This window comes from Mucilaginibacter conchicola (genome assembly GCF_003432115.1).
Lineage (GTDB): Bacteria > Bacteroidota > Bacteroidia > Sphingobacteriales > Sphingobacteriaceae > Mucilaginibacter > Mucilaginibacter conchicola.
Window position 1 is genome coordinate 1,100,101 of the sequence record NZ_QWDC01000001.1, and the last position, 25,966, is coordinate 1,126,066.

Genomic DNA, 25,966 nt, shown 5'->3' on the forward strand with positions numbered 1-25,966 from the left:
TTATCCTTCAGCTATAAATTTTGCACCCTTTGCCTCACCTCATTTATCAGCGCATCTTTATCCGCCGGGCTGCTGAGCATTCCCAGCTTCTCTCGTTGCCTGATATAGTATTCCAGTATCTCACTGGCCTGTTTCTTTATCCGGCTTTTATCTAAATGTGCATTATCCATTTTCGAGAGAAACTCCCTGACCTGCTTCAGCTCTCTCGCATGGACAGCTAATACCTCCTTTTCCCAAAGATTATGGTCTGCAATGTCATGCTGAAAGTTCTGCATAATGCTCCGCTCAAAAGCCATTGTCCTTTCCCCATCCTTTTTGATGGGTATCAACAGGTCTTGTTCTTGTCTCTTGATAAAAGCAACGATATTATCGGTCTTTCTATTGATCGCATTTTTTAGTAACTCATCATTCAGGTCTCTTGGGTCTTTCTTTGTTTTATAGAAATAATCTACCATAAATACAAAAGCATCCAGCTTGGACAGCCCGTTTTTACGGGCAATGGCCAACAGCCTTTCATCCGTCTTTGCAGGAAACCGTACCGTCTTATTGTTTTCTGCATTACCCATAAAATCATTCAAACTCCATCCTTGCGTATACCGTCAGGTATACTGTTTTCTTTGTTTATCCTATCAGGCGGGGGGCAAAGTATACTGATGGTATACTGAAAACCGCCATAGCCCCGCAGGGCGAGCGGAAAAGTCGGGCTTGCCCGACTTCCGCTCGCTCCCCCCGCATGCTGCGAGAGGACATGAGATATACTGCTGCATAGCTATCCGGATATACATCTATACCGCTATACAAATGTCTCGTCCTAAAAAGTCTTTACAGTTTCGAGGTGTTTGTCCTGTATAATGTTTACTTTCTTTGGTTCGTCCTGAGTGGACTTTACATATGCAATTTTACTCATCCTGTTTCAGCTTTACAAGTAATTCGTCCTTAGCATTCATGGGTTCAGTTTTATCCTTTTGGTAATAACTTTTCCACGCCCGGCTGAGTTCCCCTTTTAATGTATGCGCTGTTGCGGGTGTTCGCATGCCGATACTCATGTGAGGCCGTTTATGATTGTAAGCGTGAATAATCTCTGGTAACACAGCCTGCGCTTCCCATTTGGTTTGCGGCATTCTTTTGTTCAGCCACTCAGATTTTAAGATGTCGTTTACCCTTTCAGCGATAGCGTTTTCCAGCGGATCGCCATTTTCAGTCATACTGATATGAATGTCCTTTGACCTCAGCCTGCTAATGTACTTATCACAGCAATGCTGGATGCCTCGGTCAGAATGATGAATCAAATCGCTGGGATGGGGATCCGGTAACTGCAGGATGGCCATATCCAACGCGTTCACTGCACCATCCGCTTCCAGCTTAGGTGATAGATTCCAGCCCACGATCTTACGAGAATAAGCATCAGTAACTAACGACAGGTACAGGTAGCCTTCTCCGGTTTCTACGTAGGTGATATCACTTACCCAAAGCTCATGTGGTCTGCTGGGCACCAGCTCCCGGATCAGATTGGGATACCTGCGGAAACGGTGCCTGGAATCCGTGGTTTTGATCTTAGAGCGCAGGTGACGTACTAAAAGCCGGTTTTCGCGTAGCAGGGCAAAGAAAGCATCCCTGCCCAGCTGAATGCCTTCTCTTTTCATCAGCCCGCTCATCAGACTAAGCAGCTTACGCCCACCGATACCGGGAAGGCTTTGGCGCTCATTACTGACCATCTCTAAGATGATCTGGGATTGTGCCTGATATTTATATTCGTACTGCTGCAGCTGGTAAAAGGCTTGTCTGCTGTAGCCAAACAGTCCACAAAGCGTATCCATATTGATTTTTGGATAACGTGCTTTCATTTCCCTGACCGTTTGGCTCCAGACTTTTTTCGGATGGAGATCTTCAGGTCACGCTCGGCCACATCGATCATCGTGCTCATTGCCTGACTCCGAAGACGCTCGTTTTCCAAGGCCTGCTCCAGTTCCTGGATACGTTTAGCCATAGTCTCGGCATCGCCTGGATCAATCGGTTTTTCTTTTTTTGCTGGTTTACTCATTCCCGGCTGCGTAGTGGATTCGCCTATAAATTTACGAACCCATCGCATAACCATTGCAGCATAAGGTACATTAAATCGTTCTGCGGTCTTTTTATAACCTTCGTCAGAATCCAAGTAATGGCGAACCAATTTAAGTTTAAGTTCGTCCGGATAGTGCTTTACAATTTTCATTTTTCGATCTTGTTTAGACCTCAAAATTTGTAAACCTATTTCAGGACAAGACAAAATACATCAGTAAACTCATCATAACAGTCATCAAATCGAAGGCCATCAAACCGTTTCGGTCTCCCATCCGGCAGGCCACCATACCAGGCTGCCTTTTTTTGGGTGATAAGATGGCTGGTAACGGATATAACCATAGGCATCCAGTTCTTTGATGCACTTGTGATAGGTAGCAATGGATGCAATCCTGCTGTAGGCCATTAACAGCTTACGGGTGATGGCAAAAGGACTGATGTAGCTATTCCGCTGCCACTGGACGAATAACCCGCTGAACAGACTGATATGCGTCGCGTTCAGCCGCTCATCCCTGCTCATCTGTCGCAGCAGTTTACCATAGCCGCTCAGCTCTGCATTTGAGATAGCAAAAGACTTGGACTTAGCATTAGGCTTATTCATTCCAAGCCTCCTTCCAATAACTTGTTAATGTCTTCCTGCTTGTAATAGATGATACTGCCGATACGCGCAAAGCTCAGCGTACCGTTGATGCGCAGGTTCTGCAAAGTACCCGGCGAGATCTTCAACAGTTTTCGAACCTCGTTACTCTTCAGCCATTTCTTTGACACCGTTTCTCCGCCCACTTGTACGATCTTTTTGATCTCGGTCAGCAGCTTGTTCTCCAGTTCCCTCAGATCCTCTTTCGTGATCAATTCCACATTCATGCTTCCTCCTTTTTTGTTAAATAAATCAAACCAGTTCAGCAGGAATAGCAAAAGCGTTCCGCTGAACACAACGGATCAAAAGTGAAGGAGAAATGTGCGAAATGAATGACCAATGGCAGCGTTTGGTCAGATTTGGAGAGGGAAAAAAGCTAATCCCTAATCGTCCTTGCGGACGATCTTGAAGAGCTTATCCTTTTCGGCGATCTCGATGAACTTGGCAGGCTTATCATCCTTCTGCGCAGGGAAGTAATTACGGGCGGTATCAATAGAGATATCCTTGTCGCCATGCTTAAAATATTTGGCGATCATCTTGTACCAGGGTGCCTGGGTTTGTGAGCTGACCAGCCTGCCGCTTTCTGGAATACTTAGGTCAGGGATTTGCTTAATGACATTAATGAAGGCAGCGATATGGCCTTTAGTGATGTTGACCTTTTCGCTGACATCGTATTTGGTCGCTTCTTTTAACAATCTATTCAGCTCAACGACCTCCGCATTCAGCCTGTCGATCTCGCGGTCTTTCTCCGCAACAACTGATTCGATCGGCTCCAGCTTATGCCAGCGGTCGATGGTTTTCATAAAAGATAAGAATGACTCCAGCTTTTTGGCATGTATCATGCTGCGAGCATACTTCGAAGAGAACGGGTTCTGTCTATTGAAGTAATCGATGCGTATTCTTATAATGTCTGAGACATGGTCAAAGAACGCTTCTTCTTCGGATGGATGTCTTTCCAAAAAGTAAGCAAGATGAAAGCTATAGTAAGGTTCAAAGTCAGCCTCTACAAAATCATAGATCTTCAGCAAAAAGAAATTGTCTTCCAACGCCTTGTTCTGAATGATCGGGTTACCAATCTCATACTTGTGAGGGGAAAAATCAAAACGGTTTCGGAATTGGAAATAGAGGCTAGGGTTGGACATCAGATGTGTTTGCTTTAAAACAAGCTACACACCATTATGATTTATTTTTCTTAAGCTATTTAGGTTCTAATGAATTTATCAAATCGATCCTCTAAAAAAAGCTATAAAATAAACTCGATTTATGCAATTTATTATGTCTACGCGAGATTAACACTCTCTTCTGAGACCAGAAAAAACTGGTGAGAACTTCGGTGAGTCGACACTAGCTGTCTGTAACATAAATTGAAAAAAAGGCTATAAGCATTTAAGTTTTGAACTCTCCCCGAGGTTACTGCAAAATCATTTTTGTTAAATAGTTTTCTAAGTCTCTAATAAATCTTATCTTTATAATACTAAGTAGCATAATAAAGTCAATTAGTTTTTGGTGAGCACCTGGTGAGCAGAGCTTAAAACCAAGTAATAGATTCTGAAAGCGAGCCCTTTACGCGATTCTTCACGTTCCCTCCGGCTCCACAAAGTATTAAAAAGCACAAAAACCCTTTATACGTTACGTACGAAGGGTTTTTTGTTTTGTAAAAGCCGGATATAAATCAGGAAGCACCTCTGTTAAAGCCTACAGTATCCCGATAAAGTTGCGGTGATACTTCCGTTTTGCTTTTAAATACCCGGCTAAAATAATACTCATCGTCATAACCAAGTTCGTAGGCTATCTCTTTTATTGTTTTATCGGTAAGGTATAGTTCGCGTTTGGCTTCAATAATGATACGCTCAGTAATCAGGTCAGATAATGTTTTGTTGAAATGGCTCTTTGCTACCCTTGCAAGTGAGGTTGGGGTAAGGTGCAACAGATCGGCGTATTCGCTTGCCGAATGCTTTTCTCTGAAATTATCCTCAATGGCATTCTTCAGGTTTTGGATAAGCATAAGCTGCTTACCGTTAACAGTTTGAGCATCCTGTACATCCTGCTGATCAAGTTTTATACGGGTTGCCATAACCAGCAATATTTTAAGGTATGAAACCAGCGCCTCGTCTTTCCTAAACGAGTCTGTTTTTAACTCGTTAACAATACCTTCAATAAGGTTAAACATTGTGTTCCTACAGCCTTCGTTCACAAGTACAAATGGTTGCTCGTACACATTGTTAAACAATAACCCATTGTTTGCTATCTCTTTATGATGGCGATAAATACAAAAGAAATCATGATGAAACTGAATAGCAACCCCTCTTAAAGCACTTCGGGATTGCAGCATAAATGGCTGGTATGGATAAAAAGCGAATAGCGTATTTTCTGTAAAAGAGTAATCGCAAAAATCGACTTTAGCAAGACCTTCGCCCGCGGTAACAAGGATGAGGGTGAAATAGTTATTCCGCTGGATGTGGTCGAAATAGCTGTTGTTATCAAACTCAAAAAGTTTGAATGCCAGATTACCATTTTGCTGATTAATAAGCGTATATACCGATTGAGATAACATGATACTTACAAATTATTGGCTTTCCTGAACTCCTCGCTCAGTAAGTCGCATTCTGCCCTATACACTCCGCTGATAATGGTTGGCTTATCTCCCCATTTTGGTACATCCTGTGTAGACAAAATGTTGAATTTTGAGGTTGCCCCGCCTACCAAAGGTACGGATGTTCCGTAAACTATTTTTGAGATCTTATGGTGCCTTATCACGTACGAACACATCAAACAGGGCTCATGCGTAGTATACATAGTAGCCAGGTGCAATTGCTTAAGATAACCATTATCTATCGCATTTCTCACGGCCACTATCTCGGCATGGTTAGTTACATCGCCGGTTGACCGGCCTGCTTCTACCCCTTTGCCTATCACCTCACCCTTATAAACCAGTAAAGCGCCCACTGGCGGGTTGCCGGTAGCCAGGGCAACTTTTGCCAGGCGAAGGCATTGCTGCATATAATTCTCGTGTTCTTTTTGCATTTTGTTATTTAAGCCCGCACCAAAATAAAAACTGCCCCCTGATAGTTGCCAGGGGACAGCCATTAAACCCGGTTAGAAAATCAAGATCTGGTAGCCTTCGTTTCTAAGGTTAAGTAAACTTGGCAAGCCCGGGGTACCCGGTACTTTGTTATCGTTTAACAGATCATACCCAGAAATTTCGGTACCAAATACCGCCACACAACCTTGTGAAAGGCCATGAACGTGATCTTTTACCTCATTATAAAGACCATTTACCGGGTTCTCGGGTTTCTCCAATTCTTCAGGCCATCTGATGCCTGCGCCCTGAAAAATGATCTTTACGTCCTCACCTGCATGTTTAAATTCGTATGCCGATGCCAAAGCGTTAAATACGCGTCCGAGTGCTTCTTCTGAACCAGCCTTGGGATCAGAAAGAATTATGATAGCTGTTTTGCTCATTTCTATAATTTTAATTACACCACAAAGATGGCCGACTGCGCTTTGCCAATGAATGGATGTTTTTGACTATGTAATGGATGATTTTTTGTCTGAACTCGAATTATAAGAATTTATGGAATGCTGTGCTCGATGTATTTGATCTCTGTTAATTCCATAAATTCTTTTAATTCTGATTCAGACCATACTCACGAGCCTGGCTTAACAAACGTTTGCCAGCCGCGCATGGTGGTTATAAAACGTTCACTTAAACCACCCCGGCGCAGGTAATCAGCCGTAACAGGCATTTCCGGACTTTGATACATGGGATTGGCCTTTACCTGCATCGGAAAATCGCGCTGAAGGATACCAGCGCGGGCTATCAGCACAAAATCGCAACCTTCGTCCAACAGTTCGGCAGCGCGCCGGCCGCTGTAGATCTTGCCGGCTACGCCTAAACGCACGCCTTTACGCGGCAGTCCGGTAAATATGCTTAGCATGGTTTTTCCCTGGAAAGTTCCTTCCCTTACTACCTGGGCTGAATCCCAGAGGGCGAGGTCGAGATAGTCTATCAGTTCTTTATCAAATATTTCGGCCGTGATATCGCGCATTTCTTCCAGCCGCAAGCCGTAACGTTCTATTGACAACCGCCAGCCTATCTGAAAATCGGGGCCGCATGCCTTGCGGATACCTTCTATCACCTCGATGGTAAAGCGTGCACGGTTCTCCAGGCTGCCGCCATATTTATCCGTACGGTCATTTAAATGCGGCGATAAAAATTCAGACAGGATCCAGCCGAAGGCACCATGCACCGAAACCCCATTAAACCCGGCTCGTTGTGCTCTTTTAGCCGCAGCTATAAAACTATCGCGGATACGCTCTACCTCTCGGGTAGTTATGGCCCTAACACCAGGTACGGTATTGTCTGATGCGGGGGCGGGTATACCGCCAACTGCAGGCTTTGCCCGATGGCCGCCATGGTGCAATTGTACGGCAGATAAACCACCGCCCTGGCGTATAGCTGTGGCTATTTTGGTAAGGCCCGGCAGATGATCGTCGCTGTGGATACCAAACTGGCGTTCAAACGCAATGGCACCGGCTTCAACCGTGGCAGCACTTGTTTGGATCAAAGCATACCCGCTTTCGGCAAGCTGCTCATACCATAGCTGGTCAAACTCAGATGCGGTACCATCAAACTCGCTTTGTTGGCTGGTTAAGGGGGCCAGCATAAAACGGTTTCGCATGGCCGGCCCATGCAACAGCGTGAGCGGCTTAAACAGATCAGAAACTGACATATTGATTTACTTTTTAATATTGATTTTTTTTTGCCGCTGCAACAGACAGCAGTTCATTAATAGCCTTGGCTGTAGCACCCCATACTTTATGGCCATCCAAACTATAGTGCGGAGTTAGTACCTGGTCACCGGGAATAGATATCTCGCTTATACTTACTGCGCCGAAAGCTGCGAAGTGCTCAAGATCAACTTCAAATATTTGTTCTACTTCTCTTGTATCAGGCACAAAATTTGGCCGGTAAGGAATATATCCCAATACGGGCAGCATCATAAAATTGCTCGGGCCGATAAATACTTCGGTAAGCGTACCTAAAATGCGTACATCGCTTGCTACCAGCCCTATCTCCTCATTTGCTTCGCGCAGGGCTGTTTGTATCAGGTCATTATCACCTAACTCATACTTGCCGCCGGGAAAGGAAACCTCGCCGGAATGAAACCCGCTGTAGCTGCGCCTCAGGATCAACGGAAAACATATCTTACCGGCACATGGATAAAGCAACATCAGCACGGCGCTCTTGCGGGTATTTTCATCGGGCAGCACACCTAAATATTTTGCAGCCATGGCTTCCATTTCAGGATGGGCCGCCTCACCGGGAAGCGGTTTCTTCAGCCCCTCAGCAAGCTGTTCAATGAAACAACTAAATGATGTACCTGCAGCCATGTTTAACATCCTAACCCAATTATTATCCGGCTTAATAAGCGCAGAAACCATCAGCGCATGATTGCCCCGCATTTAATTCGGTAGCGGTTTGCTGTGCCAATTGTTCGTCTACCACCATTTTGAGCAGATCAAACTTTTGAAAACCACGGGTAAGCACTTTAACCGCTCCGTTATCGATAGTAAGCAACGTAGGGAAACCTTGCACACCAAGCTGGCGGCTAAACTCAAAACCATGAATGGTTTTACGCTTTGCATCATCAGAATCAAAGTGCTCTAAAAAGCTGTTTCTATCAACGCCTAACTCTTCGGCTACATCGGCAAGCACATCGGCCTTTGTGATATCCAGACCGTTTACATAAAATGCTTTTTGTAATAGGCTCAGGTATTCAAAATCTTTACCCGGCATCAGGTTCTGTACCACCACAAGCGCACGGCTTGATGGCTCGGTATCATAGCGAAAGGTATCGGAAACAAACTTCATGGCATGATCAAAATACTGACCGCTCATCTTGTTCACATTTCTCCAATGGAACTCCAGAAATTCCCTATATTCATCATTTACTACTTGTTTGCTAAAAGGCGAAAATCCGCCCGAAATAATTTGCAGGTCTATATTGGGGTAATTCTCTTTCAGTTGCTGCACTGTAGGGCTAAAGCCATAACACCATGAACACATAGGGTCGGTGAAATAATATATTTTCATAACACTCAAATTTTATTGCTATACAAAGATGGCCCCACTTTAAATGCTTTAAAATGGATGATTTTTGCTTTGTGATGGATGTTTTTGTATGAGAAGGGCATTATCAAATACGATTAAATAAAAAGGCCAAACGGTAAACCGTTTGGCCTTTTTATTCTAACAAGAGGTATTTACGATACACGCAAACGCAAAACTTTAAGCGGCATCGGCACCGTCGCTTTTAAAACTTTCAAGAAAATCAAGATACAGCGGAACACTTCTCTCTATCCATTCTTCCGTTGGGTTAAACGTCATTCCGTAATAAGCAAAAAATGGTTGGTAGTCTGCTTTAATATAATCAAACAGTGCTTCAAACGGGCGGGTAAGCTCTTCAAGGGTGTACTTGAAAATCGTACCATGCTGCAAATGCTCTTCTTTTAGCCCTAATGTTACCGCCAGCGCCACCTTTTTACCTTTAAATTTAAAGTCGCTTGCGCTACCATAGGCCCAGCCGCGGGTAAGTACTTCATCAAACCATTTTTTTAACAGCGCCGGGCTATGGTACCAATAGTATGGAAACTGGAAAATTATCCTGTCATGCTCTTCAACCAGTTTCTGCTCTGCGGCTATATCAAATTGCTGATCGGGGTAAACTTGATGCAGTTGATGGATATGAAACTGCTCGGGATATTTTTCTAATTCGTTAAGCCATCTTTTGTTTATCACTGAATTGTTGATATCAGGATGTGTTACGATAATCAATGTTTTTTTCATTTTAATTTCAAATTATACAGCAAAGGTATTTTGCCTGATTTGAATCGTCTATATTCGCAACCGGTTGTAGGATACTATAAAAAATGTTAGTATGTCTAAAATAAAAGAAACCTCTACCAACTTTGCTAACAAGCAAGCGTTGGCTGATCATTGCTCAGAAGTATATGCTTCCATCATCCTCGGCGGGCAATGGTCTATCGCCATCTGCTCGTGGTTGGCCAATGGCAAGCTAAGGTATTGCGAACTGAAAAAATCCCTTCCAAATATTACTGAACGCATGCTTTCGCTTCAGCTTCGCAAACTCGAAGACCATAAGATCATTAGCCGTTCTGTATTTGCAGGCGTGCCACCAAGAGTTGAATATGAATTAACTGCCATTGGTTATGAATTAGTGCCCATTATTAAAATGCTCGAAAGCTGGGGAGAGAAGCATAAAAAATGTATGGATTAGCTGCACAGATCCGTGATATGACAGCTCCTTACATAGCAAGCGGTAAGCTGATGTAGAATGTAGTGCCTGCCCCTTCCCTGCTATCGCACCAGATACGGCCATGATTGGCACGTATAAAGTCCCATGACAGCATCAGGCCCAATCCGGTACCTTTTTCGCCTTTGGTACCGTAGGTACTGTTAAGTTGTCCTTCAGAAAAAAGTTCGGCCTGTTTTTCTGCGGGGATGCCTTTACCATCATCATGCACGGCGATCAATCCGTTATGGTCTTGTTTTTCGGCGCTGATCTGTATCCTGCCACCGGGATAAGAAAACTTGATGGCATTGCTGATGAGGTTACGCACAACAAAATCCAGTTGATCAATATCGGCCAAAACAGCCACCGGGTTGCCGGCAGGTGCGCTGATCTCGATGTTCTTAGCAATGGCCTGCGCACGGAGCAAATCAAGCGAACGCTGTATCGCACTCATGGCGTTTACGGTAGCCACCTGCGGTTCGGCACCTTTTAGCTGGGCGGTGGCCCAATTGAGCAGAGTATTAAGCGTTTCGTTAAAAGACCAGCTTTGCTCTTTAAGTAAGGTAATCACTTCTTTTTCTTCCGCATCGTCCAGCAGGTCAAGGCCCAGTACATCCAGCGCCTGCATAATGTTACCCGCAGGGCCCCTCAGGTCATGGCCGATGATGGAGAAAAGTGTGTCTTTAATGCGGTTTGATTTGAGCAGGGATCTATTGAGACGACTTAATTTCCTGTGATAAAGCGCAAAAACAAGGAAGAGCAAAACAAGCGATGTTGAGATCATGATAAAAATCAGCCGATCGTCTTTATTTTGTTCTACCGCACGCTGCCTGGCTTCTTCTTTTCGCCTGTTGCTTTCAAAAACCGTTTTAAGGAGTTCCTGGTGAGCTTCAAGCGCGGCGAGCGCGTCACCGTAGTTTTGTTGTTGTTTATATACAGCACTCCTGGCTTTCATAATATCGGCCAGCAGATCTGCGCGGTTGAGCCTAAGGGCTATTTCGCGGGCACTATCCAGGTAGTTCAGGCTTTCGCTACTGTCTTGCCCTTTTAAAAGTATGGCAATGCGTGTTAGCGAGCGGGCTTCATGTTCAGGAAGCTTGTGCAATCGTGCATGTGCAAGCGCTCGCTTGTGGTACGCTATCGCTTTGCTGGTATCCTGTTGTCTGGCAAAATCATCAGCAGAATCGGTCAATAACCTATGCCTGGTTACATCAATAGAGTCGGCCAAAGGCAAAGGTTTGCCCTGGCAGCCCTGGGCTACGCATAAAAACAATACACAAGTGGTCAGATAGGTTCTCACTGATCATAGTTACGTATACTATTCCCGTTTGTTGAGTATGCACTACAGTCTGTTTTTTTTGAAATAGCACTAATAATTTACGTCTGGTGCCGGCTTAACGGCTGAGGGCAGTTCAGGTTAAATAGTTTACTGACATAACGCTCTTGAATATATTGTAAACAAAAAGTTACAAAGTGTATAAATAACACATTGACATATTTTCATAAAAAGCCTATGTTTGCACTTTATTTAGATTTAGTCCAAATAAATTGAAGATACTTTACTATTTCATTATTTTTTTATTTCTGATCTCAACCTGCGCTGCTTTCGGGCAATCAGGCGAGGTAATAGTTACCGGTAAGGTAACAGACGATGCCGGCAAGCCTATTGAATTTGCCAACATCTCTTGTGCCGACCTCAATATTTCTACATCCAGCAATGCCGGGGGGAATTTTAGCCTGAGCCTGAGAACAACCCGAGCCGACTCAACCACGCTTAGCATCACCTTTGTGGGTAAACGCGCAGTAAGTATTCCGGTAAGCATGCACGTATCTACAAGTAACCTCGTGATCAAGCTACAGGCGTTAAGCCTAACGCTTAACGAGGTGCAGATCAACTCGCAACGCAAACGGAGCAACATATCCAACTCATCCATCATATTTGACCGCGAAGCAATAGAGCAGGTACAAGCTTACAGCCTGGCCGATGTGCTTAACAATTTACCGGGCAAACGCATGTCTGCGCCCGATCTGCAGTACAACCAGCAGGCAACCCTGCGTTCGGCAAGCACCACCGGCGATCCCGTGCAGCAAGCTAATAATGCCCGGGGTGTAGCTATTTATGTTGATGACATTCGCCAATCAAACGATGCTAATATGCAAACCCGCGGCGTTGGTGCCTGGGGAATAACAGGTGGCGCCATTGGCAACATAAAAGACCCTCTTACAGGTAGCCCACAATATGATACACCTTTCGGCGGGCTTGATATAAGGAACATACCGGCAGATAATATTGAAAGTATAGAAGTGGTATCGGGCGTGGCATCTGCCAAATACGGCGAACTTACTGATGGTGCTATCATTATCAAACGTATGGCCGGCAAAACGGATTACCGGGTTAACCTGCGTTTAAATGGCGCATCTACCAACGCATCTGTTTCAAAGGGTTTTAACCTGGGCAAACGCCTGGGTGCCATCAACGTAAATTTCAATTACCTCAACAGTATACAAACGCCTACTGATAACCTGAAGAATTACGGCAGGGTAAGTGGCGGCTTAATGTGGACAACCAAACCCTTCCGCAACTTGCGAAACACATTTAGCGCCGATTACAGCCATAAGATAGATAACAGGAAGATAGACCCTGACGACTCAGAGAGCCAAATGATGTACTCTAAAGAACAACGCTTAAGCCTCAGCAACCGCATGAGCCTGGAAGTGAACAATTCGGCCTGGTTGGAGCGAGCCTCGTTCAGTGTGTCTTATGACGAAGGGTACCAGGAAAGCTACCGGCAAAGAACCGTGAACAGCGCAGTGGTAGGTGTTGCGGATAAAGATACCACAGGTATTTACGAAGGCTATTTCAGGCCGGGGAATTATTTATCTGTAGATCATATCAAGGGCCGCCCTTATAATGGCAGCGCGTCCCTGGATCTGGTTAATACAGTTAACTGGGGAAGCTTTACGCACAACATTTCCCTCGGCGGTACTTTCTCCTTTTCGGGCAACAAAGGCGAAGGTGTTCTTTCTGATCCGGACCACCCTTTTTTCAATATCAACGCCGGCGGCAACCGCGGCCAGCGACCTTACCCCTTTGATCTGTTACGCAACATTTACAACGGCGGCGTTTACCTGGAAGATAAAGCAACTACCAGTATGCTGGGTAAGCCGCTCACCCTATCTGCAGGTGTGCGGTATGATGTTCAAAACGGATTTCCGAGCTGGCAGCCACGTATCAACGCCAGTTATAATCTCTCAACTAAATGGTCGGTAAATGCGGCCTTTGGTATTGCCAGCAAGGCCCCGTCCATGTCATTCAGGTATCCGGCGCCAAGTTACTTTGATATCCCTTTACTTAATATTTACAATGGCAAAGTAAATGAGAGCGTTTTCCTGGCCTACACCCAGAAGATAATTAAAGATAACAGCAATCTTAAACCATCCAAATCTAACCAGGTAGAAGTGGGTTTGCGTTATGATGGTGGCTGGCTAAGCTCATCCCTATCAGGCTATATCAAACGCAACCGTGATGGTTTAAATAGTGTAAGCAGTTATCTGGCCATATATCTGCCAACTTATGATACGGTAATTACGCCCGGTCAAAAACCTGTTTACACCCCTACGGGCAATTTGAAATTGTACGGATCAGAACAAGACAGGAGCATCACCAATAGCGTAAAATCAGACAACTATGGCCTGGAATGGTTCGTCAGTACCAAAAAGGTAAGATCTATACAAACCTCTTTCAACCTTAACACCTCGTTCAGTTACAGTAAATACGAGAACGTTGGCGCGGTGAGGACAGAGAAAGTGGATGATAACTTCATCATTGCAGGCCGTAAAGCCTGGTATGGTATTTACCCTGCAGAACAAAGCCAGAATTGGGCTGTAATGAGTAAGCTAACTACCAACACCCACATCCCCAAACTGGGCTTCATCGTGAGCATAATGGCCGATATTTATTGGTCTACAATAACATATTCGCCGGGTAAAAACGCCTATCCGATAGCTTATATCGATAAAGACGGTATTGTAAACCCTATACCAGTGTTTGACCCTACTAACACCGATTACAACTATTTAGTAAGAAGCCCCGAAGATGCAAGAAGGCTCAAAAGGCCGGCATTTGTTTACAGCAACCTGAGTGCAAGACTATCAAAAGAAATAAAAAAGAAAGTAAACATATCCATCTACGCCTACAACTTTCTCAACCTGCTTATCCGCGATTATGACAGGTTGCTGGATACCGTTAATACCTACAACAACCCGGTAAACGTGGGTGCCGAAATATCATTTAAACTCTAAAAATCCTTAATCCATATAATATGAAACATATCAACTACCTTTTTCTAATGCTGAGTTTTATTGTACTCGCAACATCCTGTAAAAAGAACGACCCTAAAGACATTGAACTGGCTTCATTAAGCGTAAAAACAGCATTTGATGCCGATAATGCAACCTACGGTTTTGACATGAGCCAGCTAAAAGTTACAGCCACCAACCTGGTTACCAACCAAACCTACACCGGTAAAACCGAAACAGACGGTACTGTAAACTTCAGCTCATTATCTCCCGGTGATTACAACATAGCCGCAACACTAACTATTAAAGCGAGCGACTATAATGCCAAGGCAGGTACCAATGTTGAAGACGATGTTGTTTTTAACGGTTCCATTTCGCGCCAAAACGTGCAGCAAGCAGCTTCTGCAGCCATCACTTTAAAAGCGGGCCGTATTGGCGACTTTGTGATAAAACAGGTTTACTACGCCGGTTCTGACATAAAGGATGGTGCATTGTTCCGCGATCAATTCATCGAGATCTACAACAACTCAAACGAAACCTTATATGCTGATAGCCTTTATTTTGGCCAGGTAGAAAACGTAAGCGCAGTAGCTACCCGTATTGATTTTACCAAAGGTTACTACCAGGCCAACGGTAGCTGGGACTGGACAAAAGCTGTTGACATGAACAACGATAAAGCCAACACTGATTACATCTACTCAAAATCATTGTTCATGATCCCGGGTACAGGCAAACAATACCCTGTTGAACCGGGCAAAAGCATCATTATAGCGGCAAATGCACTTAACCACAAAGCCCCTTATACCGATGCCACAGGCAAAACTATAGGCGTTAACAAACCGGAGCTAACGGTAGATCTTTCTGCTGCTGACTTTGAGGTTTACCTGGGCAACCAGGACGGTATTAACCCATTGGCATCAGACATAGATAACCCTGCGGTACCTAACGTTGTGGTTATTAACCGTGGTGGTAACCGCGACCTTGTGATAGATAACCTGGGCCGCGATGGTATCATGATCTTTAAAACTGCTGCCGATGTAAAGAACCTGCCGCGTTACGCAACGCCTGATAAAACCGTAGTAACGGCAACAAGCACACTTTCTACACAAATACCTATCAGCTATATTATTGATGGTGTAGGTTTACAACATGCTGTTGCGGCATCGCGTGTACCAAAACAATTGCCAGACCTGCTTGATGGTGGCGAAATATTTGTTACCGGTGGTTCTTACTCATCACAATCAGTAGTGCGTAAAACGCGCCGCGTGGTTAACGGCCGTATTGTGTTGCAAGACACCAACAATTCAACTAACGATTTTGGTGTACTGATAAAAGCCGATCCTTCTAAATCAGCAACATCATTTATTAATTGATCTGGATGCGATATTTGATCATTCTGATATTTATTACGCTGCCGGGGGCTGTATTTGCACAAATACAGCCCGACAGCGTATTGCTTTTTGAACAGGGCAAGCGTTCTGTTGATTTTGCAGGCCAAAATGCCACGCAATTGCTTAGCGCGCTTTACCGGTCGTTAAGTAGTAATGCGTTGAGTTATGATACGCAAAGCGGGCATTTCAGAACATCGCAACAGGCCGAAAGTAATAATGCCATTCATTTTGGCACCAGTGGTATCCAAACACTTGGCCGGTTCAAAATGCGCGGCTCATTTGATTTTACACGAATGACAGAGGATAGCCTGGGTAACGTAATGAAGGGTTTATCTACTGATGTAACACCTTTTTATTACATGGCGGCCAAGCCGGGGCAATATCGCCGTTTAAATTATACGCTTACGGGGCTGTTGAGCTATGAACTGTTGAAGGATAAACTTTATATCGCATCAGGCATCGATTATTTGTACAATAACACCACCCGGTCGGTAGATCCGAGGCCATCTATACAAACCTTTAAGATGTTGCTTAAACCCGAAGTGGTTTACCATGCGGGAAATCATTTTATTGGGATAGGTACCGATATTGGTTACGGCAACGAAGACCTGAGCGTTGGTTTCAAGAACTCGCAGTATTCTACAGGTAACATGTACCCTGATAGGATACTATACCTGGTGCGTGGCTACGGCTACAGCGACCGGCCCGACGAAAGGAGATTTAAACGGGAATATTCTTTTGGTGGCTATCACGTTAATTATGCTGCACAGTTGAACAAATGGCAATTGGGCGCAAACTTCAGCTATGCCAGCGATACTGAAAAAAACTTATTGCCATTATCAAAATCAGAAAACGATTTGCTATTTGCCACATTTAATTTAAACACCTATAAAGTAAAAACCTTACTGGCTTACAGTGGCCGGTATAAACACCAGTTTTTTGCTGATGCTGCATGGCAAAATGGTTATGATGAAAACGTAAATCTCGGTGGCACCAATTACCGTTATCACACTACATCGGTAAATGCCGGTTACAGTTTTATTAAAAGCCAAAGCAATTTTGAGTTGGTGCCCGAGTTTGGCATTAACGTGGGCTATCAGCAAATTAGCCACCGCGACATTAGCGGCGGGGTTAGTTCGTTGCAATCCTATCTGCAACCCGGCTTATCAGTCGCATTGTACAAAAAATATCATAATTACAGCCGGGCATCATTTAAACTGCAGCCGTCGCTGCGTTTACCGCAACAGCGGGATCTAAGCATTACAACCGGCTTGTACCAATATTTTACAGATAACATTGCTGCGCCGGATCATGTGTATTTCAGCACTTCGGCTTTATTTTTAAATACCGAGGTGAGTTATTTAACCCCTCACCTTTTTAAAGGCATCAATAGCGGTATTCGCTTAAATACCACTTACGCCAGGCCCTTAAAAAATTATGCCTATGATTATCAGGGCACTTTTAAACCAGGTGGTCACCGTTTATTTACCTCATTAAGCCTGATTATTTATTTTTAGCCCATGAAGAAAGTTTTGTTTGGTTTGCTGGCTGCTATTTTTACAATGGTGCAACTGGGCTTTTACAACAGCAAAAGCAGTTATAACGCACTTCCTGCAGACTCATTGAGAGCAATCTACTCCCACCCTGCTGCAGAATGGCCAAAGCCTAATGTTGATAGTGGCGTGCATTGGGCTGAGCTTACCGCTTTACCAAAAGCCCCCATCGCTTCAAAGCAAAAAGAGCTGGAGAAAGTAATAGCGCTGGGTAAAGTGCTTTTTTACGATCCGCGGTTATCAGGCTCTAATCAGATCTCCTGCATCAGTTGCCACTCGCCAGATATGAACTGGGCTGATGGTAAACGCGTATCGCTGGGTCATGATCAATCACCTAACCAGCGCAATGCCCCGTCGTTGGAGAACGTTTGGTACCTTAAAAATTTGTTCTGGGATGGCCGTGCAAAAAGCCTGGAAGAGCAATTGGAAGGCCCTATTGGTTCAGATATTGAAATGCACCAGGATTTTGCTGCTCTGCCAAAAAAGCTGGGTAAAATAAATGGTTATAAAGCGCTGTTTACAGATGCATTCGGTGATAAAAAGATCACTACAGAACGCATAGCCACAGCATTGGCAGATTACCAGCGCACTTTTACCAGTCGCAAAAGCGATTTTGATTACTTTATGGAAGGGAACAGCAAACGCCTTACCGACCAGCAGATAGAGGGCCTTCATTTATTCCGCACAAAAGCGCGTTGTATGAACTGCCATTACGGCCCTTTATTTACCGATGATGATTTTCATAACCTCGGCCTCACCTATTATGGCCGCGATAAGTATGAAGACCTTGGCCGGTACAACATCACAAAGAAACCTGAAGACGTTGGCAAATTTAAAACACCCGGATTACGCAATATCATGCGCACCCGCCCTTGGTTTCATAACGGGCTGTTTGATAATATTGAGGGTGTGATAAACATGTACAATGCCGGCATGCCACAACCAAAGCCCCGCCCCGACCAACTAAACGATCCTTTGTTCCCAAAAACAGATCCGCTTATTAAACGCCTGGGCCTATCTAAAACCGAAAAAGAGGCTCTTATTGCATTTTTGAATAGTATTACCACTGAGCCATGGCGAATACAGGCGCCTGAAATGCCGAAGTAGGTGGCGTAATAAATAAAAAGCCCGCAGAAATTCTGCGGGCTTTTTATTTAAATTGATAATCTCTACTTAGCTGTAAATAACCCGGGGTAAAGAACGCCGTCAATACCCGGCATTTGCAGGTTAAGCAATTTTGCTACTATAGGTGCAATATCTTCCTGTCCTATCAGCGGTAAAACTACACCGGGTTTTATACCACGGCCAAAGGCCACAAAACCGGTTTGGATCTCTTTAAAATCAGTAGGCAGATAGCCATGTGTACCGCCTTTTGCTGCGGTAAGCAGTTCACCTTTGGCAGTGGCACCAAAGCTGATACCCTGGTAAGCCGCCAGTGCGATAGGTGCATTCGGGTCGCCCTGGGCATCGGCAACCTGCTGTTTATTAAGCACGTGGAAGAGTCTCTTAGTCCCCTCGGGCAAGGCATTAAGCGCCTTGTTTACTTTTTCAAGTGTTGCTTTATCATTAGGGTTGCGCAGATGTAAAAATGCCGAGCCACCGCTGGCCTGGAAGTAAGCTTTCCAGCCTTCTTTGTTTGCATCGTCATACAACCCTGCTTTTGCCAGCATCACGTTTGGGTTAACCTGCGTGTGGATGTCAACAAAACCATGGTCGCCGGTTACAATGAAGGTGGTACTGTCTTTAAGGCCCGCCATTTCAATAGCATCAAACATGGTTTTCAATGCAACATCAACGCCCACTACCGCAGAGCGTACTTTATCGCCATCCCTACCTTGCTCGTGCTCAAAATGATCAGTTAAGCCTATGTGTATCGCCAAAAAGCCAGGTTTATATTTGCGCAGTATGTAGCCGGCCATACGTGCCTTGTTCTGGTCGTTGGTGTAATAATCAAGGGTTGCGCCAAACTCTCCCAATTTGCCTATGGCATTGTCCTGCACTTCTTCAAAAAGAGTTTTCGGGTTCGATTCATCGTACAATGCTTTTATTTCATCCTTTTTCTCACCCTTGTTTTTTGGCAATATCACAAACTCAGGCAAATTATAATCAATAGGTGCACCAACGGTAACCGGCCAGCTTACACCTGCCGTAACCAGGCCTGCTTGCTTAGCTGCCGTCCATAAGGTTGGTACTTTTATATCTTTATAATACCAAAACCATTTGCCGGTAATGCCCAGCGGCTCAACCGGGGTGTTATAATAAATACCATGTTTAGCCGGCAACACACCGGATACAATGGTAGTGTGTGATGGATAAGTAACCGTTGGGAAGCTTCCTCTTACGCCTTCTGCATACGAGCCGGTGTTCATGGCCTGGCGCAGGTTAACCATTCCCCACGAGGGGTCGAGGTAAAACTCGGGCCTAAGTCCGTCAATGCTGATGAGTACAACGTGTTTTTGAGCCTTAACTCCTGTAGCCAATAACAAGCACACAACAAGGCTCTTTAATACTTTATTCATGATAATAGATGTTTATTTAGATGATGGGTTATCAAACAGAGGAACTGTAAACTGGCTGTCGCCATCTGTTTCGGTTACGTTGGCATACGGCGAAAATGTTTTAACGCTCAGTTCGTTTTTCTTTACTGAGAATTTATAGAGGCGCATTAAGCCATTGCCACCGTTTGGCCTGCTCTGGTAATCGTTAAGGAAGGTTTTAATGCTATGGCCTTCATAAACATCGGTACGGTAGCCTTCGCCGTTATCGCCAACGTGGCCGCAAAGCATCATAAACAAATTGGAGTTGGCTTTAAGACTTTCGTAAATGGCTTTACCTTCGGCATTAAAAGGTGCCTGCGGTGTGTTTGAGCCCTTAACAGGGTTAAAGTGGATGATAGAATGGCTTACCACAATAGCTTTACGCTGGGCATTCTCTTTCAGGATGCCGTTTGCCCAGGCGTATAAATTTGCCTGGTCTTCGTTATGAGAATCAAACTCAAGAAACAAAACAATAAAATCAACCCCACCTGCAGTAAATTTATCGTAATGGCTATCGTTGTTGTTGCCATAATGACCACCATAATAAGGGCGCCCTTCAAAGTGTTTCACCCCAAAATACTGATTGTACCCATTGGTAGTGCCCTTAACAGGATACTGGGATGGAAACTGATCGTGGTTCCCTACACTTAAACCGTAAGGAATACTAACCGGATTTTCCAATCCGTATAATGCTGTCTTAGCCAGGTACCACTCTGATTTTGATGTTACAGGGTTGTCGCCATGCTCGGTTATATCGCCCATGTGGGCCACGTAAGCAATATTCTCTTTAGCCTGGTTTTTCTGTATCCAATCTATCTGTGCCTTAAACATATCAAAGGTGCCGCCCAGTTGCGCCTGCGCCAGGTAGTATTGAGTATCGGGCAGTACGGCTATTGAAAAATCGCCGGGTTTAACCACTGCAGGCTTGCCTGGTGTATTTAAAACAGTATCTATAACTACCGATGTACGCGGAAGCATATCATTGGTGATGGCAGCAGCATTAGCCGCTACCCCGGTAAACAATAAGCCTGTAAGCAAAGCGGCAGTCTTCATGTTCTTGTTGTTTCTCATATCATTAAAATGTGTTGACAGATAAAATTACCCGGCAAGCCATTTAGCCTGCCGGGTATAACGAAATTAATAACCGGGATTTTGGATCATCCCGGATGGGTTCAGTTCCACCTCGTACTGTGGTATAGGGAATAATAGTTTGTTTTGGTTAAGCTTGTAAGCATCAGATGTAAGGTAATTTACCTGTGTTCTTAATTTATCGCCAAATGCATTAACTGTTTCAATGGCTTTACCTGTTCTCACCAGATCATTCCAGCGGTGATTTTCAAAGGCCAGTTCAACACGGCGCTCGTGCGCTATAACGTTACGTAAAGTACCCGGATCTGCCGATGCGGTTGTTAAACCTGCGCGTGAACGCACTGCACTTAGCGCCGTCATAGGCGATTTACCTTGCTCGTTCTGTGCTTCGGCCAATAGCAACAACGCATCAGAGTAGCGGTAGATAGGGAAATTATCGTTTGTACCAAGCGTTGTGGCCACAGGCGAGTGCATATATTTTTTAATGTACGGCACACCTACTTTACCACTTGCAGGCGTGTAGTTGATGATACTTTTATTAGCCGAATAAACAAAAAGGTTACTGGTATTATAAGTACCTTCTGCAATACCAATTGATGCATCAAGCCGGTTATCACCAGGCTCATAGCTATCAATAAGATCCTGGCTTGGGGTGTTCCAGCCGCCTGTTGAACTGTTATTGATATTTGCACCTTTACCATCAACAACGGCTGCTAAAACAATACTGATATTGGTACTGCGTGGCAAAAATTGAAACGGAAGTGGGTTTGGGCTGGTACCCAAAACGCTGCCGTTAAGGTACTGCACCTCAAATATCGATTCTTTACTGTTTTTATTGGTTGGCGAAAATGCATCGGCGTAGTTGGCGTTTAAGCCGTAACCCATTGCCGATAGCGTGTTTAACAGTGTCTCTGCTTCGGCCCATTTCTTTTGGGTAGCATAGACCTCGGCCAGTAGCATGGTAGCCGCACCTTTTGTTGCATAGCCCGATTGCGGAAACTTTGCTGGTGGCGCCAGTTCACTTATCGCATCCTTTGCATCAGCAATTATCTGGGCGTACACTTCATCTACAGTAGCGCGCTTTTTAAATGCATCATCGGCATTTTTTACCTCTTTTAAAAACAATGGTAAACCACCGTATAACCTTACCAGTTTAAAATAGTAATACGCTCTTAAGAACTTAGCTTCACCATCTAAAGGTGCTTTAACTGCCGCGTCGAACGTGGCCGCAGGTAAACGCTCAATTACAATATTAGTACGTGATATACCGGTGTAGCAATGCTGCCAAACCGCGTTTGCGTAATCGTTGGTTGAGGTATTGGTAAAATCTGAGATCTGCTCGCGATAGATATAAGCTGTACCCCTATTGCTTGGGTAAGGCTGATAAATAGAATTATCTGAGTGCATTTCAGAGGTAAAGTAATCGTTCAGCAATACATCTTTTAGCGGTGTATAAGCTGCGATAACCGCCTGTCTAAACTGGTCTGGTGTTTTATAAAACGTCTCACCTATGTAAGAATCCTCGGGCACCAGGTCTATAAAATCTTTTTTGCATGATGATGCCGATATGGCAAGCACTGCAAGTATCATATATATCTTTTTCATATAGCGTTAGCTGTTTTATCTGTTATTTAAAAGTTGCTGATAAACCCAAAGAGAATGTTCTTGGTACAGGGTAGGCATTTTCATCAACACCTATACCCAGGGTTGGGTCCTGGCCGGCAAAGTTTATCTCGGGGTTAAGGCCCGAGTAACCTGTTATTACAAATGCCTGCTGAACCGAGCCATAAACTCTTAAACTTTTCATCAGTGTATTTTTAAGGTTGATACGGTAACCTAAAGAGATGTTTTTGATAGACAGGTATGAGCCGTTCTCTAACCATTGCGAGTTTACCTGCCTGCCCATTGCCGTAGTACCGGTTTTGGTACGCGGATATACACCCGAACCCGGATTCTCTTCAGATCTCCACCTGTCTGCAGCTGCAGCAAGCATCACCCTTGAACCGTCGAGGTTGCTTTGGTAGGCCCATTTAGCAGCATTCAGAATTTGGCCACCAACCGAGAAAGCGGTATGGATACTCAGATCAAAATTGCCATACGAAAAGTAGTTGGTTAACCCACCGGTAAAGGTTGGTGTAGGGTCGCCGATGAAGGTACGGTCGTTAACATCATCAATAACGCCATCGCCGTTAATATCTTTAACTTTAATGGTGCCAACATCAGATGCGGTGCCGTACTTTGCAGAGTTAGCCAGGTCATTGGCGTCTTTATATAATCCCTGGAAAACAAAGCCATAGAACTCGCCCAGGTGATGGCCTTCCTGCTGGCGGTAATAATCTGAAGAAACGGTGTTGTTTCTGCGGATAAAGCCCGGATCAACCAGATCCTTAATAATGTTTCTATCAAACGATATGTTGAAGTTGGTATTCCATTTAAATTTGCCTGTAAGGTTGGTGCTGCTCACAGAAACCTCGTGGCCCCAAAGTGCAACCACACCCACGTTATCCAATATGCTTGTAAAGCCTGATGCTTTGGGAATAGGCCTGTTCATGATCAAACCATCTGATATTTTGTGGTAATAATCATAAGTAATGTTTAAGCGGTTGTTAAGCAATGACAGGTCGAAACCGATATCAAATTGTTTGTTACGTTCCCAGCGCAGGTTAACGTTCTCCAGCCTGTTGATGGTTTGGCCCGGGGCAGAATTACCGTCGGCGGCATAGTAGTATTTGCCCAGGGTTGCCTGAGCCTCGTAGTTGCCAAAGAAGTTATTACCGGTAATACCGTAACTGGCCCTTATTTTAAACAAGCTAAGTGCTTTTATATTCTGCATAAAGCTTTCGTCGCTCACTACCCAGCCTGCAGATACAGATGGGAATGTACCATACTTTTGATCGGCACCAAAACGAGATGAACCATCGCGGCGTACAGCGCCCTGTAACAGGTATTTGCCTTTATAGTTATAGTTTACACGCGCAATGCTCGATAATAAAGAGTATGCTGAATAAGTGCTGCCACCTTCTGCCAAACTGGTAGCGGCACTCAGATAAGGAATGTTATCATCAGGGAAACCCAATCCTCTTAAAGAATTGCTGTAACCACTATACTTTTGGGCAGAGTAGCCTGCAAGTACTTCGATATTATGATCGTTAGCGATAGTTCTGTTGAACACAAAGTTTGCCTCAGCGGTGTATGAACCGTTATCGGCCGAGCTGCTTATACCAACGGGTTGGTTAATGGTTGATGTTACAACGCCGGATTGGTAGTACTTACGGCTCTCGTTACCTTTATCAACCGCAAAGTTTGTTTTTAAGCTAAGGCCTTTTATAAACTCGTAATTGAAATAGGCATTACCTAAAATACGCGTGGTTTTATAATCATCCTGCGTAAGGTTAAACTGAGCCAGCGGGTTAATGTAAGCCACCATACCCGGCGAATAGGTATCGCGGTTATAAGTACCATCCGCGTTATAAGGCGATTTTAACGGGCTTGCTTCAAATATCCTTTCAAACAAACCACCCACACCATCAGTACCCAGGCGGTTGTTATGGTCAAGGCGGTAGCTTGGGGCTACGTTAAAGCCAATTTTGATACGGTTATGTAGCAGGCTCAGATCTTGATTTATCCTTAACGAGTACAATTTTGTACCAGTATTTATCAATACGCCCTGTTGCTCCTGGTAACCAAATATCACGGTTGATGATGAGTTTTCGCGTGCCGATTGTACGGTAAGATCATAGTTCTGGATTGGTGCTGTGCGTGTAAGCAATTTGTACCAGTTTGTACCTTCGCCGTATTGCTCGGGGTTTTGGTACTCTACCGGTGTTGCTGTAGTGTAATTGGTTTCATATTTGCGCGCATCCTCAAACTTCTCTTTCATGTATTGCGCAAAGCCACGCGCATCCATCATTTTTGGCACACGCTCGCTGGGTATTTTTTGAATACCGTAGTTGGAGTTAAACTCGATTTTGGTATCGCCCGGTTTAGCATGTTTGGTGGTGATCAACACCACGCCATTTGCAGCCCTTGAACCATACAGTGCCGTTGCCGATGCATCTTTTAAAACGCTGTAGCTCTCAATTTCAGACGGGTTAATGTTGTTGATGCTACCCGTAACCGGGATACCATCTACCACAAAAAGCGGCTGGTTACTGGCGTAAAACGATGCAGCCCCACGTATCCTGAACTCCACCCCACGGCCCGGCTGCCCACTGCTTTGCGCAATGTGCACACCTGCAACCTTACCCTGCAATTGCTGGGCAAACTGGTTAACGGGCATATCATCAAGCTGCTTTGCATCTAACTGCGCAATTGAGCCTGTAATTTCCCTTGCTCTTTGTTTACCATAACTTACGGTAACTTCCTGCAGCATTGCGCCGGCAGATAGTTTTATGTTCTCTACTGTGGTACGCTCGCCGGTGATGGTAACATTAACCTCGGCTTGTTTAAAACCTACAAACGTTACTGTTAACGTGTAGCTACCCTCTGGCGCGGTAATGCTGTAATCGCCATTAACATCAGTAGTGGCACCTAATGTTGTGCCTGCTATACGTACGGTTGCGCCGGGTAAAGGTTCGCCTTTATCATCAGTTACTTTACCGGTAATTTTACCCGCGGCCTGTTTAAAAAGCAATATGTTGCCACCCTGCTCTTTAAAACCTATGCCCTGTTGGGTTAATAAACCTGTAAGGATAGCCTGCACCGTTTGCCCCTGGTAAACAGAACCTTTAACGTGCTTATCGCTCAGTTTTAAATAAACCTCGTCATAGGCAAATACCAGATTGGCTTTCTTCTCGATCTTTTTTACCGCTGATGAAAGCGACTCGTTCTCAAAAGAAATATCAATGCGGGTATTTATGCCCTGTGCGTTAAGCCCACTGGCCTGCACCGACAAAAGGCCGGTTAATAAAATGGAAAATAGTAGAAATGTGATGCGCATAAAATGCCTCCATAACTCTGGATGAAAATTCATATTTTTGATTGCTTTGTAATAAGTAATTGATTGCTGAGCCGGGCAAACTTCGCGTCGAAACTTGGTTTGCTTAAAATTTTGGCCGGTTTCTGCTGTAACAGAAGCCGGTTATTT

At 44.5% G+C, this 25,966-nt stretch carries 23 protein-coding genes; 5 read left to right on the plus strand and 18 right to left on the minus strand.

Annotated features, from left to right (window positions below; all coding sequences use genetic code 11):
* Window positions 1–11 precede the first annotated feature (11 nt).
* The 13 genes from D0C36_RS04845 to D0C36_RS04905 all read right to left on the minus strand — a co-directional run bounded on the left by D0C36_RS04845 (window position 12) and on the right by D0C36_RS04905 (window position 9,545).
* The gene (locus D0C36_RS04845) at window positions 12–566 is read right to left on the minus strand and encodes a BfmA/BtgA family mobilization protein (RefSeq protein ID WP_117390422.1); all 555 of its coding nucleotides are present in this window, start codon (window positions 564–566) and stop codon (window positions 12–14) included.
* A 333-nt stretch (window positions 567–899) separates the two neighbouring features.
* The gene (locus D0C36_RS04850) at window positions 900–1,844 is read right to left on the minus strand and encodes an IS3 family transposase (RefSeq protein WP_117390423.1); all 945 of its coding nucleotides are present in this window, start codon (window positions 1,842–1,844) and stop codon (window positions 900–902) included.
* Entirely contained in the window at window positions 1,841–2,212 is a 372-nt protein-coding gene (locus D0C36_RS04855) for a transposase (RefSeq protein ID WP_117390424.1), read from the minus strand. Before D0C36_RS04855 ends, D0C36_RS04850 begins: the two co-directional genes overlap by 4 nt.
* Window positions 2,213–2,311: 99 nt before the next feature.
* Window positions 2,312–2,659 carry a hypothetical protein gene (locus D0C36_RS04860; protein ID WP_117390425.1) on the minus strand — a complete coding sequence of 116 codons (348 nt, stop codon included), beginning with the start codon at window positions 2,657–2,659 and terminating at the stop codon, window positions 2,312–2,314.
* On the minus strand, window positions 2,656–2,922 hold the full coding sequence (locus D0C36_RS04865) for a helix-turn-helix domain-containing protein (RefSeq protein ID WP_117391372.1): 267 nt from the start codon (window positions 2,920–2,922) through the stop codon (window positions 2,656–2,658). Before D0C36_RS04865 ends, D0C36_RS04860 begins: the two co-directional genes overlap by 4 nt.
* A 156-nt stretch (window positions 2,923–3,078) precedes the next feature.
* Window positions 3,079–3,837, minus strand: coding sequence for a hypothetical protein (locus tag D0C36_RS04870; protein WP_117390426.1), 759 nt, complete (start codon window positions 3,835–3,837; stop codon window positions 3,079–3,081).
* A 530-nt stretch (window positions 3,838–4,367) separates the two neighbouring features.
* Window positions 4,368–5,249, minus strand: a complete 882-nt coding sequence (locus D0C36_RS04875; protein WP_117390427.1) for a helix-turn-helix domain-containing protein — start codon at window positions 5,247–5,249, stop codon at window positions 4,368–4,370.
* Between the two features lie 5 nt (window positions 5,250–5,254).
* Window positions 5,255–5,719: a nucleoside deaminase gene (locus tag D0C36_RS04880; protein WP_158557079.1), complete on the minus strand. Its 465-nt coding sequence runs from the start codon at window positions 5,717–5,719 to the stop codon at window positions 5,255–5,257.
* Window positions 5,720–5,791: 72 nt separating this feature from the next.
* Window positions 5,792–6,157: a DsrE family protein gene (locus D0C36_RS04885; protein ID WP_117390429.1), complete on the minus strand. Its 366-nt coding sequence runs from the start codon at window positions 6,155–6,157 to the stop codon at window positions 5,792–5,794.
* A gap of 185 nt (window positions 6,158–6,342) precedes the next feature.
* Window positions 6,343–7,428 carry an NADH:flavin oxidoreductase gene (locus D0C36_RS04890; RefSeq protein ID WP_117390430.1) on the minus strand — a complete coding sequence of 362 codons (1,086 nt, stop codon included), beginning with the start codon at window positions 7,426–7,428 and terminating at the stop codon, window positions 6,343–6,345.
* A gap of 13 nt (window positions 7,429–7,441) precedes the next feature.
* Complete coding sequence (locus D0C36_RS04895) at window positions 7,442–8,089, minus strand: NUDIX hydrolase (RefSeq protein WP_117391373.1); 648 nt, start codon at window positions 8,087–8,089, stop codon at window positions 7,442–7,444.
* Between the two features lie 31 nt (window positions 8,090–8,120).
* Window positions 8,121–8,792, minus strand: coding sequence for a DsbA family protein (locus tag D0C36_RS04900; RefSeq protein ID WP_117390431.1), 672 nt, complete (start codon window positions 8,790–8,792; stop codon window positions 8,121–8,123).
* Between the two features lie 195 nt (window positions 8,793–8,987).
* On the minus strand, window positions 8,988–9,545 hold the full coding sequence (locus D0C36_RS04905) for an NAD(P)H-dependent oxidoreductase (protein ID WP_117390432.1): 558 nt from the start codon (window positions 9,543–9,545) through the stop codon (window positions 8,988–8,990).
* A 91-nt stretch (window positions 9,546–9,636) separates the two neighbouring features.
* Between D0C36_RS04905 and D0C36_RS04910 the strand changes: the two genes are divergently transcribed.
* Window positions 9,637–9,996 (plus strand): winged helix-turn-helix transcriptional regulator, encoded by a 360-nt coding sequence (locus tag D0C36_RS04910; RefSeq protein WP_117390433.1) that lies wholly within the window; start codon window positions 9,637–9,639, stop codon window positions 9,994–9,996.
* Between the two features lie 28 nt (window positions 9,997–10,024).
* Here D0C36_RS04910 and D0C36_RS04915 read toward each other — a convergent pair whose 3' ends face one another.
* The gene (locus D0C36_RS04915; protein ID WP_147321934.1) at window positions 10,025–11,311 is read right to left on the minus strand and encodes a sensor histidine kinase; all 1,287 of its coding nucleotides are present in this window, start codon (window positions 11,309–11,311) and stop codon (window positions 10,025–10,027) included.
* Between the two features lie 248 nt (window positions 11,312–11,559).
* On the opposite strand from D0C36_RS04915, the gene D0C36_RS04920 reads away from it, so the two are divergent.
* Genes D0C36_RS04920 through D0C36_RS04935 form a run of 4 tightly spaced genes read left to right on the plus strand, consistent with a single transcriptional unit; the run spans window position 11,560 to window position 18,361 of the window.
* The gene (locus D0C36_RS04920; RefSeq protein ID WP_117390435.1) at window positions 11,560–14,313 is read left to right on the plus strand and encodes a TonB-dependent receptor; all 2,754 of its coding nucleotides are present in this window, start codon (window positions 11,560–11,562) and stop codon (window positions 14,311–14,313) included.
* Between the two features lie 20 nt (window positions 14,314–14,333).
* The gene (locus D0C36_RS04925) at window positions 14,334–15,683 is read left to right on the plus strand and encodes a DUF4876 domain-containing protein (RefSeq protein WP_117390436.1); all 1,350 of its coding nucleotides are present in this window, start codon (window positions 14,334–14,336) and stop codon (window positions 15,681–15,683) included.
* Window positions 15,684–15,688: 5 nt separating this feature from the next.
* Window positions 15,689–17,218 carry a DUF6850 family outer membrane beta-barrel protein gene (locus D0C36_RS04930; protein ID WP_117390437.1) on the plus strand — a complete coding sequence of 510 codons (1,530 nt, stop codon included), beginning with the start codon at window positions 15,689–15,691 and terminating at the stop codon, window positions 17,216–17,218.
* Window positions 17,219–17,221: 3 nt separating this feature from the next.
* Complete coding sequence (locus D0C36_RS04935) at window positions 17,222–18,361, plus strand: cytochrome-c peroxidase (protein WP_117390438.1); 1,140 nt, start codon at window positions 17,222–17,224, stop codon at window positions 18,359–18,361.
* A 62-nt stretch (window positions 18,362–18,423) separates the two neighbouring features.
* Here D0C36_RS04935 and D0C36_RS04940 read toward each other — a convergent pair whose 3' ends face one another.
* The 4 genes from D0C36_RS04940 to D0C36_RS04955 form a co-directional block, all read right to left on the minus strand.
* Window positions 18,424–19,773, minus strand: coding sequence for an alkaline phosphatase family protein (locus D0C36_RS04940; protein WP_117390439.1), 1,350 nt, complete (start codon window positions 19,771–19,773; stop codon window positions 18,424–18,426).
* Between the two features lie 12 nt (window positions 19,774–19,785).
* Window positions 19,786–20,862, minus strand: a complete 1,077-nt coding sequence (locus D0C36_RS04945) for a metallophosphoesterase (RefSeq protein ID WP_117390440.1) — start codon at window positions 20,860–20,862, stop codon at window positions 19,786–19,788.
* 66 nt (window positions 20,863–20,928) lie between these two features.
* A complete protein-coding gene (locus D0C36_RS04950) occupies window positions 20,929–22,485 on the minus strand; it encodes a RagB/SusD family nutrient uptake outer membrane protein (protein ID WP_117390441.1) in 1,557 nt (518 codons plus the stop codon).
* 22 nt (window positions 22,486–22,507) lie between these two features.
* Window positions 22,508–25,819, minus strand: a complete 3,312-nt coding sequence (locus tag D0C36_RS04955) for a SusC/RagA family TonB-linked outer membrane protein (RefSeq protein WP_117390442.1) — start codon at window positions 25,817–25,819, stop codon at window positions 22,508–22,510.
* Window positions 25,820–25,966 lie beyond the last annotated feature (147 nt).